Source organism: Streptomyces sp. NPDC001744, from assembly GCF_042892575.1.
GTDB lineage: Bacteria > Actinomycetota > Actinomycetes > Streptomycetales > Streptomycetaceae > Streptomyces.
This window is the reverse complement of the sequence record NZ_JBIAUG010000012.1, coordinates 33330-47716: the sequence shown is the minus strand read 5'-3', so window position 1 is coordinate 47716 and position 14387 is coordinate 33330. Positions and strand designations below refer to the sequence as shown.

Annotated in this window: 12 protein-coding genes; 8 read left to right on the top strand and 4 right to left on the bottom strand. The window is 74.5% G+C overall.

The genetic code is table 11. The features are described 5' to 3' along the window. The first annotated feature begins 25 nt into the window (after positions 1–25). Positions 26–568: a hypothetical protein gene (locus tag ACFYZY_RS16315; RefSeq protein ID WP_388694095.1), complete on the top strand. Its 543-nt coding sequence runs from the start codon at positions 26–28 to the stop codon at positions 566–568. Positions 569–675: 107 nt separating this feature from the next. Here the strand turns inward: ACFYZY_RS16315 and ACFYZY_RS16310 are convergent, their stop codons facing one another. Genes ACFYZY_RS16310 through ACFYZY_RS16300 form a run of 3 tightly spaced genes read right to left on the bottom strand, consistent with a single transcriptional unit; the run spans position 676 to position 4963 of the window. Beyond that, on the bottom strand, positions 676–2706 hold the full coding sequence (locus ACFYZY_RS16310) for a JmjC domain-containing protein (RefSeq protein WP_388694092.1): 2031 nt from the start codon (positions 2704–2706) through the stop codon (positions 676–678). Continuing rightward, positions 2703–3674 carry a metallopeptidase TldD-related protein gene (locus tag ACFYZY_RS16305; protein WP_388694089.1) on the bottom strand — a complete coding sequence of 324 codons (972 nt, stop codon included), beginning with the start codon at positions 3672–3674 and terminating at the stop codon, positions 2703–2705. The genes ACFYZY_RS16310 and ACFYZY_RS16305 overlap by 4 nt, the downstream gene beginning before the upstream one ends. After that, entirely contained in the window at positions 3671–4963 is a 1293-nt protein-coding gene (locus ACFYZY_RS16300) for an MFS transporter (protein ID WP_388694087.1), read from the bottom strand. Before ACFYZY_RS16300 ends, ACFYZY_RS16305 begins: the two co-directional genes overlap by 4 nt. Before the next feature lie 643 nt (positions 4964–5606). Between ACFYZY_RS16300 and ACFYZY_RS16295 the strand changes: the two genes are divergently transcribed. From ACFYZY_RS16295 to ACFYZY_RS16270, 6 genes are all read left to right on the top strand, one after another. Continuing rightward, positions 5607–5735: a hypothetical protein gene (locus ACFYZY_RS16295; RefSeq protein WP_360737009.1), complete on the top strand. Its 129-nt coding sequence runs from the start codon at positions 5607–5609 to the stop codon at positions 5733–5735. Positions 5736–5831: 96 nt separating this feature from the next. Beyond that, complete coding sequence (locus ACFYZY_RS16290; protein ID WP_388694084.1) at positions 5832–7694, top strand: B12-binding domain-containing radical SAM protein; 1863 nt, start codon at positions 5832–5834, stop codon at positions 7692–7694. Continuing rightward, positions 7681–8649: a DUF692 family multinuclear iron-containing protein gene (locus ACFYZY_RS16285; protein WP_388694082.1), complete on the top strand. Its 969-nt coding sequence runs from the start codon at positions 7681–7683 to the stop codon at positions 8647–8649. The genes ACFYZY_RS16290 and ACFYZY_RS16285 overlap by 14 nt, the downstream gene beginning before the upstream one ends. After that, entirely contained in the window at positions 8631–9395 is a 765-nt protein-coding gene (locus ACFYZY_RS16280; protein WP_388694079.1) for a hypothetical protein, read from the top strand. Before ACFYZY_RS16285 ends, ACFYZY_RS16280 begins: the two co-directional genes overlap by 19 nt. Beyond that, entirely contained in the window at positions 9392–10612 is a 1221-nt protein-coding gene (locus tag ACFYZY_RS16275; protein ID WP_388694077.1) for a tol-pal system YbgF family protein, read from the top strand. Before ACFYZY_RS16280 ends, ACFYZY_RS16275 begins: the two co-directional genes overlap by 4 nt. Beyond that, positions 10609–12660 (top strand): JmjC domain-containing protein, encoded by a 2052-nt coding sequence (locus tag ACFYZY_RS16270; protein ID WP_388694075.1) that lies wholly within the window; start codon positions 10609–10611, stop codon positions 12658–12660. The genes ACFYZY_RS16275 and ACFYZY_RS16270 overlap by 4 nt, the downstream gene beginning before the upstream one ends. Before the next feature lie 56 nt (positions 12661–12716). Here the strand turns inward: ACFYZY_RS16270 and ACFYZY_RS16265 are convergent, their stop codons facing one another. Continuing rightward, on the bottom strand, positions 12717–13724 hold the full coding sequence (locus tag ACFYZY_RS16265; protein ID WP_388694073.1) for a helix-turn-helix transcriptional regulator: 1008 nt from the start codon (positions 13722–13724) through the stop codon (positions 12717–12719). Positions 13725–13877: 153 nt separating this feature from the next. On the opposite strand from ACFYZY_RS16265, the gene ACFYZY_RS16260 reads away from it, so the two are divergent. Continuing rightward, the gene (locus ACFYZY_RS16260; RefSeq protein WP_388694363.1) at positions 13878–14273 is read left to right on the top strand and encodes a RidA family protein; all 396 of its coding nucleotides are present in this window, start codon (positions 13878–13880) and stop codon (positions 14271–14273) included. Positions 14274–14387: the final 114 nt, after the last annotated feature.

Below are 14387 nucleotides of genomic sequence, written 5' to 3'. Positions count from 1 at the left end.
GAGGACGAGGAGAGGAGACGAGGACATGCGTATGCGCACCCACCAGCCCCAGCAGCCCCGCAAGGGGGTGCGAAGGACGGTCGTCGCCCTGGTCGCGACCTGCGCCGTCGGCGCCGTCGCGGCCCCGATCGCCCTCGCCGCGGCCTCCGCGGACCGTGCCCCGGCGGCGGCCGCCGGGGACGGCCGGCTGCTGCCGACGCCCGAGGCGCCGAGGATCTCGGACGGCTCGTACGCGGGCTTCCAGCTCTGCGGCGGTCCGGCCGGGGACCCGGTCGTCACGACCGGCACCCCGACCCTCGCGGCCACCCTGGAGTCGGTCGCCCCGCCCGGCACCGTCGAGCCGGCCCGGCCCGGCCCGCGCCGCAAGGTGGCCTTCGAGGTCGACACGGCCGCCGGCGGGCCCGTGCTCCACCGGCAGCTCACCAGCGACACCAGCAACGCCGCCGCCTTCCAGCTGCCCGAGGGCACCCTCGCCGACGGCGCCTACCGCTGGCGCGTCCGCGTGAAGGACGGGGGCACGTCCTCCGCCTGGACCGCCTGGTGCTCCTTCACCGTCAAGCACGGCTGAGCGAACCGCCGAACGACCGGTGCCCCGGAACGCCCTCCGCGTTCCGGGGCACCACCACGTCCGCGCCGCCGCGCGGGTCCCGGGCGGCGGCGAGCACCGCGGGTCCCTCACCCGCGCGCCGACAGCCCGGCCCACAGGGCACGGCCCCGGGAGGTGAGGTGCCCGTCGTGCCGCAGGGCGTCCAAGGAGTCGCGGATGCGTGCGGACAGGCCCGGCTCGGGGTCCGGGGCGCCGTCGTGGCGGCGCAGGAACTCCCGTTCGTTCACCGCCGCGTAGGTGTCCCGCAGCAGCGCGGAGACCGGCAGACCGGCCCCGGCCGGCGACGGGCGTACGACGGCCCCCGGCTCCTCGCTCAGCGCGTACAGGTCACCGATCGCGTCGTAGCGCGTCTGGGCGGCCGCGCGGCACAGGTGCCGGGCCGTCTCCAGGGGGCCGGTCCCGGCGACGACGGCCGCGCCGCGGAACGCGGGCACCGTCTCCGGCGAGGAGGGCGACCACGCCGGGGCGAGCCGGCGCAGGGAGGCGCGGACGTCGTCCGCGGCCGGCGGCCACGCCTTCTCGATCAGGGCCAGCGCCCGCGCCACCGTCTCCAGGAACTCCTCCGCGCGCTCCCCCCTCGGCGGAGGCGGCGAGAGGTGCCCCGCCGGGTGGAAGGCGGTGTACCAGGAATGCGCCGGCAGGACGCAGGGGCCGCCCCCGGGAAGGGCGGGAAGCACGGTCACGGACGGACCCGCCGTCTCTCCCGACAGGTCCGTGGAGGGTATGCGTACGCCCGCCACGTCGGCGTGCGACGTGTGCACCTCGACCGTCACCGTCCCGTCCGCCGCGTCCGGCAGCGCGATCACCCGGCCCGCCGAGGGAAGGACCAGCTCCGCCGGGGCGCCGGGGGCGGCCACCAGGACGGTGCCCGGTTTGAGCACCCCGTGCCGGACCAGTTCGGGCAGGCAGAACGACGTGAGGTGGGCGAGCAGGAGGTCCGGCGCGCGCCGGTAGCCGGCCTCGCGCTCGCGCTCCGCCTGCCGCACCCAGGACGTCACCTCGGGGCCCCGGCACCAGGCGAGCAGAACGGGGTGCGGCAGGCGCGTGAGTCCGTTCACCACGGCCTGCACCGAGCCGGCGAGCCGGGCGTCGCCGCAGGCTCCCGCCCGGTCCCGGGCCAGGATCAGCAGCCGTTTGAGGTGGCGCAGGGCGACCGGGCCGTCCAGCCGGGCGGCCGTCCCGCCCGGCAGCACCGCCTCCCCGAGGTCGATCGCGGGCGCGGCGCCGGTGAACAGCGGCTTGACCGGGGTGATGTCGACCGTCACCGGGTCGACCCGGACGGGTTCTGGCCGGGCCGGGTGCGATTCGGGGCGGTGCTGGGCGACGGTGGAGCGGCGGGCCTCCCGCCACCGGGCCAGGACGCGCCCTCGTACCCCGGGGTCCGCGAGCAGGTCGAGGAGTTCGCCGAGGGACCGCTCGTCGGGAGCGTCCGGCAGGGGGGAGGGGTGCCACCACGGGCGGAGCCCGGACAGCTCCTCGTGGAGCACCGGCCAGAGCTCGGTGAGCGGGGTGACCAGGTTGCAGGTCATGGTGAGGGAGAGGGAGCGGCCGGTGGAGGTGCCCCAGTGCGGGTGGAAGAGCGGGATGTACAGGAGGTCGCCCGCCTCGACCACGAACTCCTCGTAGTCGTCGGTGAGGTAGAACCGACCCGAGATCGCGGGGTCCTCCAGGACGCGCCGCCGCCGGTCCGCCTCCGGTACGGCCGTGGGGGAGCCGACGCGCCAGACCTTGCTGCCGTCCTGCTGGAGGGTGAAGTTGTCGTCGTAGTCGAAGTGGCAGCCGATGCTGCCGGGGGCGTGGGTGCGCGACACGTCGAAGGTGACCCGCGGCCATCCCAGCGCCCGCTGGAGTTCCTTGGCGCGCCGGGCCAGTTCGGGGCTCACCGCGTCGGCGCCCTTGACGAACTCGATGCGTCCCGGGTCGCGGGCGAGCCGGTCGGGCGTCCGCTCGCGGACCCGCGCGACGATCGCGTCCGCCTCCTCGTAGGACAGCGTCCGCCCCAGGAGGTCGTGCGCGCCGCCCTTGACGAACAGCGGCTTCCGGCGCCAGTACTCGCTCAGGAACCGTTCGTAGGTCAGGCCCCTCACGAACTCCGTCATGGTGTCCCTCCGTCCGGATACAGCAGCAGGTCGTCGAAGAGCAGGTACGGGGCTTCCAGGGAGACGGAGACCTCCTGGCCCTTCTTCTCGCAGCGGTGGTACGGGTCGTTCATCACCACCCGGTCGCCGACACCGCGCAGCCTCCTCATGAGCTGCACCTTGTGGGCGCGCAGCACCAGGTCGCGGTACACCTCGTCGGTGATCCGGCCGTCGCGGATCCGCCGGGCCCAGGCCGGTTTGAGCAGGGCGTACTCCCGTACGGAACCGCCCTCGCGCGGGGCGCCGAGCAGGAAGCCGTCCGCGACCGACGCGACGAGGTCCTCGGCGCGGTGCTCGCCCGGTCCCACGCTCAGCACGCCCATCCGGGGGAGCGCCCCGGGGGCGGCGGGGGCGCGCCGGCCGTGACCGTTGCTGCCGGCCGGGCCCGGGTGGGAGCGGCTGGTCAGCAGTCCGCTCCAGCGGCCGTCCTCGACGAGCCGGACGGGGACCGCCGCCACGCCCTCGTCGTCGTGGTCGTAGGACCCGCAGTGCCCGGACCGGGTCGGGTCGTCGGTCACCGTCAGCGGGACCCGGGTCCAGCGGTCCCCGAGGCCGATGCCCAACCGGTGCCCGTAGGCGGCGTGGTTGTCGGCCTCGCTGGTGTGCCCGACGCATTCGTGCACGGCGATGGCGGCCATCAGCGGTGTCATCACCACGGGCGCGGCCGTCCGGGCGGGCAGGGGGCGGGCGGTCCGGTGGGCGTCCAGGTCGGTGCGGAGCGAGTCCAGCCCCTCCGACAGCAGCGCCGTCCGCAGGCCGGCCGCGTCCGGCGAGCGGACGCCCCACCGGACGAGGCCCCCGCCGTCGTGCGTCACCAGGACGGCCCACCCCGTGGCGTCCGTCTCCACGACGACCCGCATTCCGGGCAACCGGTGGCACAGCGCGGTCAGTTCGGCGGTCAGCGAGCGGGCCGTCGCCGCCGCGCTCATTCGGCCTTGCCCCCTCCGGCGGGGAGGGGGGCCCCTTCGGCGGCGTCGGGCGGAAGCGGTCCGGCACCGGTACCGGCACCGCCGAGGGTTGCCACGTCCCGTACGGCCAGCGGCAGCAGGGTGGTGACGAAGACGACGGCACCGGCCGCCGCCATCGCGGTGGCGGCCTGGTCGGCGCCCACCACCAGCAGACCGGCCAGCATCTGTCCGGCCGGCATCCCGACGAAGGAGGCGAAGAAGTCGAGGGCGAAGACGCGGCCCAGGAGCGCGCGGGGGACGTGCCGCTGGATGGCGGTCGTCTTGAGCACGTCGAAGAACTGCACGCCCGCGCCGCCGAGCACGAACAGCGCGACCAGCACGGGCAGGGAGGAGGTCACCGCGAAGGCGAGGCAGGCCACGCCGAACAGGCTGATCGCGGCCAGCGCCCACAGTCCCGGCCGCCGGAAGAGCTTCTGCGTCAGACCCGCGAGGGCCGCGCCGCCGATGCCGCCGAGGGCGAACGCGGACAGGACGAACCCGTACCCGGCCGGGCCGCCGAGACGGTCGTCGGCGATCAGCGGGACCAGGACGAACCAGGGGCCGACGGCGAGCAGCACGTGGACGACGGCCATCGCCTCCAGCGCCATCAGCCACCGCATCCGCACCACCACGCGGATGCCGGCGACGGCCTCGGCGAGCATCGACTCCTGCCGGCGGGCGGCGGGCCGGCGCCGTTCGCCGAGCTGCCGTCCGACCATCAGCAGGGTGAGCGAGGAGACGGCGAAGGTCGCCGCGTCGACCCACAGGGCGCTGCGCGGGCCGACCGCCGCCACCAGCAGGCCGGCTCCGGCCGGGCCCGCGACCTGGCCGATGTTCTTCAGCATGTTCGTGGCGGCGTTGGCCTGTTCCAGCGTCTGTTCCGGCACGAGGGACGGCACGAGGGAGTCGTGGGCCGGCTGGAAGATCGACTCGCCGGCGCCCATCAGGAAGGTGATGAGGGCCAGGGCCCACAGCGGGGCGCCGTTCCCCAGCGTGATGAGCAGCAGGACGGCGGCGAGCCGGACCACGTCGCTGGACATCATCAGGCGGAGCTTGTCCATCCGGTCGGCGAGCACGCCGCCCACCAGGATGAGCAGCGCGAGCGCGCCGAAGCGGGAGCCGAAGACGACACCGAGCGAGAAGGCGGACCCGTCCCTGCCCAGCGCCAGGGCGACGACGGCCATGGGGAACAGCTGGTCGCCGATGATGCTGATCAGCTGGCCGGACCACAGCCAGCGGTAACCAGCGTGCGAGAAGGGCCCACGCCCCACGTTTCCCCCTTGTGAAGAACATTTTCGGCCGATGTGCTCAGGGCATTCGCCCACCCGATCGTGCCGGCCGAGCTTACGGGCCGGCGTGTGTGTCTGTCACGACGTCCCGCCTTTTCGGCGCCGTCGTCCGGCGGCATTCAGGAGCGTCGCGGCGCGAGGGCGCGACGGGAATTGTTGAATCCTGATCGAGTTGCGGAGAGTCATCATTGACAGCCCCCGGTAATCCTCTCTAACGTCTTCGTGTCAGGAGTCCGGCGCCGGGCTCCACGGGGACATCGCGGACACCGCGATGCCGGACCACGGGGGCTTTCTTGTGATTCCTGCCGTTCGCGCCGGACACTGAGCACGGCACTCTTTCCTGATTCTCCTCGCTTCTTTCTGCTTCTTTCCGCTTCTTTTCCGGCGGCGCCGTACGCATACGGCCGGAGCCGTTCCCATTCCACTTCTCAGCGAGATCCGCCAGACCGCGGCATGCCCGGGAGCGAAAAGCCCCGCGGCGGCGGCAGTCCTGTGGCGCCCTGTGCCTCCTCGGGTTTCCCCGGTTTTCCCTTTCCGCCGGAGTTCCGTCGAGGAGTAAGGAAAATCCGTTGTGGGGCCAGGCGTGTCCGCACGCCGTCCCCCGCATGTCGAGAAAGGAATCGCCATGAACGAAGAGCAGATCCAGAAGGACGTGAACGAGGACCTGCTGACCGAGCTGGACGGTCTGGAGGTCGTCGAGGCCGCCGAGCTCCAGGACGGCGCGGCGTTCCACGCCTTCCGCTTCGCGGTCTGACGCACGGCCGTGGCCGGCGGGCGGCTCCCCGACGGGGAACCGTCCCGCCGGCCCCGGCGCCCGAACCGAACCCCGCCGGCCCGACGAGGAGGAACGGTGCCCCACCGGACACCTCAGGCAGCGGTGCACCTGGTCTTCCCCGGGGTGACCGAGGCGCGCCTGTTCCCCTATCTCAGCCTCCCCATGCTCGTCTCCTACCTGCGCCGGCACGGGGTCGCGGCGGCCCAGAGCGACCTCAACATCGCGCTGACGCACCGGCTGCTGGAACCCGGAACGCTGAGGGAACGGCTGGGGCTGGGCGGACTGGACGAGTTCGACCGGACCCTGCTGTCCTTCGCGGAACAGCGGCACGACCTGCTGCACCGGACCGTCGTCCGCAAGGAGAGCACGTCGCTGCCTTGGGACGTGGGATTCCGGCTGGTCAACAACGTCCTCGACATCATGCTGCGGGACAGCGCGCTGACCCGGACCGCGACCAGCCTGCCCGAGGTCCTCCGCCTCGCCGAGCGGGAGGCGCCGCCCGAGGACCTCGCCGCCCACCAGTACGACGCCCTGGCCCTCGCCGCGCTCGCCGACCGTCCGGCCCGCGTCGTCGGCCTCTCCGTGGCGTACTTCAGCCAACTCGCGCCCGCCTTCCGCGTGGCGCGGCTGGTGAAACGGCACGCCCCCGGGACGCTCGTCGTCCTCGGCGGCCAGCAGCTGATGATGCGCGGCGCGGAACTGGCCGCCCGCCCCGAGACGTTCCGCCACGTCGACGCCCTCGTCACCACCCAGGGCGAGGCGGTGCTGCGCGGGCTCGCCGGGGCCGTCGAGAAGGGACTGCCCCTCGACGACGTACCCGGACTGATCACCGCGCGGGGCGGCACCGCGCCCGCGCCGGAGCACCACCTCGCGGACAACCCGCCGCCCGACTTCGACGGCCTGCCCTTCTCCTCGTACCTCAGCCCCGCACTCCAGCTCCCCCTCATCTCCTGCGTGGGCTGCTACTGGGGCCGGTGCACGTTCTGCTCCTACGGCAACCGCACCCGCGGCCGCTACCAGCAGCTCACCCAGGAACAGCTCGCCGACCACGTGGAGCACGGCCTGCGCGGCACGGACGCGCGCTTCGTGGCGTTCGTCGACGAGAACTGCAACCTGCGGCTCGTCCTCGGCGCCGCCGAACTGGTGCGCGCCCGCGGCCACGCCTTCACCTGGTCGACCCGCAACCGGCTGGAGCCCCTGCTCGCCGACCGGGCCTTCGTCCGGCGCATGTACGACGCGGGCTGCCGGCTGATGAGCGTCGGCTACGAGACCAACTCCCAGCGGCTGCTCGACCTCGTCGACAAGGGCGTGCGGGCCGACCTGTACCAGCGGATCGTCGAGGTGCTCGACGAGGTGGGCATCGTGCTGCGGCTCAGCGTCATGGGCGGGCTGCCCGGCGAGACGGCGGAGGAGGCCGGGGAGAGCCGGGAGTTCCTCGTGCGCAACGCGGCCCGGCTCGGCATCGACGCCGCCCAGATGATGATCGCCGAACCGACCTCCCTGCTCGTCTCCGAGCCCCGCCACCGCACCGGCCTCACCCTGGCCGACGACGACGCGCTCCAGTCCAACGACGGCTTCAGCTACCTGGCCGGACGGCACGGCAGGACCCTCACCTACGAGGGCGCCACCCGCGAGGAACGGGCCGACTGGCTCCGCGAGACCGTCCGCACGGTGCTCCCCGGCAAGAACGACGAGAAGCACCCGCGGTGGAAGAAGGCCGGCGGCGCCGTACCCACGGACGAACTGGTCCTGCACCCCTGGATCGTGCCGCTGGAGGGACGCCTGATCGACCTGCGCTGGCGCATGCGGTACGGCATCGGGCCTGGACACGTCACCCTCCGCGCGTCCGGCGCCGTGAGCCGCCTGACGGCCCGTACCGAACTCGGCCGCAAACTGCTCGGCCTGCTGAAGGAGGCGGATGTCGGTGACCACAGCTGAACCCCTGCCCCGTCCCGCCCGCGCGGGCCGTCCCGCGCGCCGGGGACTGGGCGCCGGGATGGACCTGCCCTGGGGCGCCCCGATCGGCTTCGACCCCGACGAACCGGGCCCCAACGAACGCGTCCGCAACTTCCTCGCCCGCCACGGCACCGACTACGCCTACTACGCCTTCGCCTTCCAGCCCCGCGGACCGGTGCCGCTGCTCGCCGCGCACTACCTGGAGCCCTACCGGCGCCTGATGGCCGCGCTCCCCGCCGGCACCCCGGTCGCCCTGCACCAGACCATGCTCAACCTGGGCGCCGCGGAACCCTACGACCGCGCCCGCGTCTACGAGTTCACCAACGAGACGCACCGGCACTTCGACTGGCAGTGGGTCGTCGAGGACCTCGGCATGTGGTCCCTGGGCGGCATCCCCATGCCCTACCCGCTGCCGCCCTACCTGGTGGAGGAGAACGTCGCCCCCGTGGCCGGCGCCATCCGCGAGGCGATGCGGGAACTCGACCCGGTGCTGCGGGTGGAGTTCCCGGGCTTCACCGACGGCGTCACCGTGGTGGTGGGCGACATGGACGCCTACGACTTCTTCCGCAGGGTCGCCGAACGCAGCGGCGTCGACGTCACCCTGGACGTCGGGCACCTGATCAGCTGGCGGTGGTGGCGGGGCGAACGGGGCGCCGGACTCTACGCCGACCTGGACCGGCTGCCGCTGGACCAGTGCACCGAACTCCACCTGTCCGGCTCGGCGTTCAGCCGCGACCGCTTCCTCGACCTCCACCACGGAGTCCTGCTGGACGAACAGCTGGTCCTCGCGGAACGGCTCATGGAGCTGTGCCCCCGGCTGGAGGCGGTCACCTACGAGGACCCCAACTACGACAGGGACGGCCGGCTGGTGCCCAGGAGCCTGCCCAACCTCGAACGCCTCCGGAAGGCGGTGGGCCGGTGGCAGGCGGCGAACTGACCGAACTCAACCGCGCGTTCAAGCACCGCCTCACCTATCCGGGCCCCCGCCGCACCGGCGGGACGGACGGTGTCGCCGCCGTGGACCCGGGCGCCCCGGCCGCCCTGCGCGCGGTGGACACCGAACAGCTCGCCAGGGTCGCGCACGAACTCACCCAGGGCATCTCCCAGGGCGCCATCGGCGGAGTGCCCCTGCGCGAGCACTTCGCGGGCAGCCTGCGCGCGCTGTACCCCGACCGGCACAACGCGGGACAGCGCGCGGTGGCGGAGTTCCTGCGCGGACCCCACTGCCACGACGTCGACATGCTCGGGCTGTGCCGGGGCCGTTCGGTGACCGAGGCGTTCGGGGAGTTCCTGCTCGACCGGGCCGGGGACGACGTGCCCACCGCGCTCCTGGTCGAACGGGAACTGCTGGCCGCCCTGGTCAAGACGCTGGCCCGGCACCCCGAGCCGGGCTACCTGATCCGCCACCCGCACCTGCGCCGCACCGGCGAGGACGCCTGGGTCGCCTGGACCGACGGCACCCGGCCGCTGCGCGACGCCGACCGCGAGCCCGGGGCCCCGGCCGTCTTCGTCGCCCGGGGCGGCCGGTACTTCGCGGGCGGACTGAGCGCCCCCCTGGTCGCCGCCCTGCTGTGGAGCGCCGAGCCCCGGCCGGGCTGGCTGCGCGCCTGGACCGCCGGCGAACGCGCCGCGGCCGTCGACCGTGCCCGCGAGGCGCTCCGGAGGAAGGGACTGGTCCCGTGATCGCGCTGCACGAGGAACACGGCGAAGTCGTCGCGAGCTGGACGCGGCTGGGCTACCGCGCCGAGTCGGTCGTCTGCTTCGACCGGCACCTCGACCTCAAGCCGCTCACCCGCGCGGCGGCCGCCCGGCTGACCCGCCCCGGCGGCGACCGGACCGTCGAGGACGAGAACCGCAAGCTGCCCATCAGGGAGGTGGAGGGCAGCTACGGCCTGGACGACTTCTACGCCGCCGGAGCCACCCTCGGCCTGGTGTCCGGACTGACCTGGGTCCGGGCCACGCGGGAGGCGGACTCGCCGGCCGCCCGGCGCAGACTGCTCGCCGCGCTCAGCGTGATCGCCGCGGAGCCCGACGTGCTCGACACCACCCGCTTCGACGGCCGCGGCGCGCTGTACACCCGCGTCTGCGGCCTCGACCTGGCGATCCACACCCCGGACACCTTCGGCGCCACGCCCCAGGACCCGGCCGCCCGGGTCGACCTCGACCTGGACTGGTTCGCCGACGTACGCACCGGACAGGACCACCGGCCGGACGAACTCCTCGGCCTCCTGGACCGGCACGGCCTCCGCGGCAACGTCGACTCCATGACGTACTCGGTGCGCAGCGGCTTCCTGCCCGAGGCCCGGCGCGACCTCGCCCCGCTGCTCGCCGGCGAACTGGCGCGCGGCCTGCGGCAGCGCGAACGGGACGCCCTCCCCCTGCCGCAGGCCACCTTCACCGCCCTGCGCGGGGCGGCGGACCCCGTACCGCCGGAGCGGTACGAGTCCGAGCTGGCCCCGCTCGGCCCGGTCGGCACCGCCCTGCTGGGCCTGCTGCACCTGCACACCGCGGGCGACGCCGACCGGGCCGCCCGGTGCTGGCACGAGGCGGCCCGCGCGGGCTGCCGCTCCTCCTGGCTGGCGTACGGCATCGGCCTGTCCCACTACGGGAGGCGGGCCTTCACGGAGGCGGGGGAGTGGTTCCGCCGCGCCACCGGGGAGCGCACGGACACCATCGAGGTGAAGTCCGCGTTCCTCGCGGCCCTGTGCACCCTGCGGAACGGCGCGTACGAGGAGGCGCACCGGGCCCTCCTCGACTTCGCCCGGCACTATCCGCTGCACGCCGACGCGGCCCGGCTCGCGGCCGGGCTCGGCGACCGCCTGGGGATCGAGCGGCAGCCGTGGCTGACGCGGCGGATCGACGCGCACGAACAGCTGATCGGGAACGGAGCGGCAGCATGAACCCCACCCCACCGCGACGGCCGGAACCGCTGGCCGTCCTCGACGAGGAGTTCTTCGGCACCCACTGGCGGCGCGCACCCGTCGTCCTGCGGGGCGCGGCGGGCGACTTCCTCACCCGGGCACCGGGACGCGAGGAGGTCAGGGCCCTGGCCGACGCCACCACCGGGGTGCGGACGGACGGCCGCTCCATCTGGTTCCTCGAAGCGCTGCGCGGGGGACTGCCCGGCGTGGCCGGGCTGTGCGGGGCGGCCCGGGAGAAGTTCGACTGGGACGACCTGTGGTGCGACGTGTTCCTCACCGAGGGCGGCTCCTCGATCGGCTCGCACATCGACAACAGCGACAACTTCACCGTCCAGCTCGAAGGCGACAAGCGCTGGCGGCTGGCCCCGCCCACCACGCTGGACGCCGAGCAGCGGCGGCTGCGCATGCTCGGCGAACCCGGCGTCGGCGGTGCCCCGATGACCCGGGACGCGCGGGAGTTCACCCTCCACCCGGGGGACGTGCTGTACATCCCGCTGCTGTGGCGGCACTGGGGCGTCTCGGACGGTGACAGCCTCAGCGTCAGCCTGGTGGTGAACGCCAGGACCGTCTGGCAGGCCCTCCACCGCACCCTCGGCGCCGAACTGCGGCACGAGGAGACCTGGCAGCGGCCCCTGCCGGTCGGACCCGGAACCGGCGGGGAGAGAAGGGCCCGGCTCGCCGAGGCCGTCACGGGCCTCGCCCGCGGCGGCGCGCTGGAACGGACCAGGAGAAAGGCGGAAGGCGAAGTGGCGACGCGGACGACGCGAGGACCGGTCGACAGGCTCGACATCGACATGGCGGCGGTGAAGGCGTTCGTCGCCGCGGCACCCGCCCCTCCGGTGGACGGCTTCGTCCTGCCGGGCGGAACCCCGGACGCGGTCGCCCCGCTCAACGCGCTGCTCGCCCGGAAGAACCTGCGCGACCTGCTGAAACTGGTGCTCCACCGGTTCGCCCGGACCACCGGGGAGGCGGAACGCGAGCTGTACCAGGCGGTGGTGACGACCCTCACCGCCACCCCCGCCACCGCCCTGGAGCGCCTGCTCGCCGGTCCCGACGTCACGTCGTGGATCGCCGTGGCCAAGCAGGAGCCGGGCGACCTGCCCGTCGCCCGGCAGGAGGACCCGCTCGCCCACTGGCTCGCCTTCTTCCTGCTGCCCGAACTGGCGGCGTCCGGGGGCACGGTGCCCGTCCCGGAGATCCGCGTCCCCGCCGACCGCGACGGGGGCCTGGCCGTGCCCCGGCTGGGCCGTGCGGTCGGCGCGCGGTCGGCGGCCGGCACCTGGTCGCTGAGCGTCGCGGCGGACGGCACCGTCCTCGCCCGTGACGGCGCCACCACCGTCTCCCTCTTCGAGGACGGGCCGGACACGAGGGCGCTGGACCGCGTCCTCGACGGCCCGTGGATCGTGCCCGGCCCCTCGCGGTGGCTGGACCGGCACCTGCCGCCGACCGAGGTGCTGCCCACGGCGGAACCGGCCGACGTGGCGCGCTTCCGGGACGAGTTCACCGAGGCCGCGGAGCTGCTGCGCGCGGTGTGGCCCGAGGCGTGGGACGAGACCCGGGCGTGCGTCGAGCGCCTGCTGCCGATGCCGTGGGCCGGGCTGAGGCCGCACAACTACAGCATCCACGCCTTCCGCGGCCAGATCGTCAGCAGCCCCCGCCCGGCCCTGATGGCGGCACAGACCCTGGTCCACGAGACGGGGCACAACCGGATGAGCACCCTCATCGACCTGATGCCGCTGTGCGCCAACCCCGACGACCGCGCCATCAGCCCCGTCGTCGACGCCGACCGGCCGCTGACCGCCGTCTTCCACGGCTGCTACTCCTTCGCCCGGGAGATCCACCTGACCGCCCTGCTGATCGACAAGGGCGTCCCCGAGGTGCCCACCACCGACATCCGCGGTTACCTCGCGCGGCGCACCGGGATCGTGCGCGCCGCCTGGGCCCTGCTGCGCGAGCGGGCGCGGCCGGAGCCGGTGGGCGCGGCGATCCTCGCGGAGGTGGAGGGGATCCTGGACCGGCTGTCCTGACGCGCGGGGCGGGGGCCGGGGCGGTACGACCGGCCCCCGGCGGCCCGCCCCGGCCGTCACCGGGCGCCGGGGTGCTCGGTGAGGGCCCGCGCCGCCGGACCGGCACCGTAACGGGCGGCCATCTCCGCGGCGCGGTCGCGCAGGGCGGCGCGCAACGACTCCGGGGCCAGGGCCTCCGCGTCCGTACCGAGCCGCCACAGCGCCCACTCGGCGTGCCGCAGGTCCTGGAACGTCAGCTCCAGCCGCAGCCTGCCGTCCGCGTCGGGCTCCACGGTGCGGACGGCCACCGCGGCGTCCACCAGCTCCTCCCGCCGACCCGGTTCCACCCGTACCGGCACGGTGATGTGGCCGTCGGCGAGGAACCGCGCGCAGCGCTCCCGCCAGACGCGGTCCAGATCGACCCGCTCCGGCCGCCGTGCCGGTTCGGGGAGCGCCTCGGCGGCCAGCGTCCGCGACAGCCGGTAGGTGCGGTCCGCGCCGGACCGCGTGGCCAGCAGATAACCGCGCCGGCGCACGGTGACCAGGCCGACCGGGTCCACCGTGCGCCACCGCGGCTCCTGGTCCGCCGCCGCGTAGTGGATGCGCAGCCGTTGCCCGGCGAGCACGGCGCGCCGGATCTCGGCCATCGTCGCGCCGGGCACCTCCTCGGCGTCCGTCCTGCGAGGGAGCAGGTCGGTCTCCGGTTCGACGAGGAGCCGGCGGGCCGCGTCGCCGGCGGCGTCCCGGCGGCTCTCGGGCAGCGCGTCGACCACCTTGCGCAGGGCAGAGGCGAGCGCCGGGCCGAGACCGAACGCCTGCCCGCCGCGTCCCGGTCCGGCGGTCAGCAGGGCGAGGGTCTCCTCGTGGTTCAGCCCGGTCAGTTCGGTCCGGAAGCCGGGCAGCAGCGCGAACCCGCCGTGCCGGCCGCGTTCGGCGTAGACCGGGACGCCGGCCGAGGAGAGCGCCTCGATGTCGCGCAGCACGGTACGGGTGGAGACCTCCAGCTCGCGGGCGAGCGCGTCCGCGGTCAGCCGGCCGCGCTGCCGCAGCAGCAGTACCAGGGAGACCAGCCGATCGGCGCGCACGCCGGGACCCTACCGAATACACGACGGAGGGTGTCGTGATTCGTTGGAAGGCTCACGGACACGACGTCACCGGCGGCTCCCGCGCCGGCGGGGCGTACGGATCCCGCGTCGGAACGACGCGGTGCGAGCCGGACGAACGGAGCGGATGTGGCAGTGGAACGCACGGCGGTCAACCCGGTGACGTGGTCGCTGGACATGGGGTTCAACCAGGGCGAGGTCGTCTCCGGACACACGCGGACGCTCTACTGCTCGGGGCAGACCGCGATGAGCGAGGACGGCAGGCCCGAGCACGAGGGCGACATGGCGGCGCAGCTGGCGCTGAGCCTGGACAATCTGGAGGGGGTGCTCGACGCGGCCGGCATGTCCCTGGCGAACCTCGTCAGGCTCAACGTGTACACCACCGACGTCGACCTGCTGTTCCCGCACTACGACGCGCTGGCCTCGCGGCTGCGCGCCGCCGGGGTGGCACCGGCCACCACGATGCTCGGGGTGGCACGGCTGGCCGTCCCCGGCCAGATGGTCGAACTGGAGGGCACCGCCGTCGCGTGACCCCGTCCGGGCGCCCCCCCCCGGCCCCCCCGGGGGGGGGGGCGGGCGGGGGTGCCCCGCGGGGGGGGCGCGCCCCCCCCCCCCCGCCCCCCCCCCCCCCCGCGCCCCCCCACG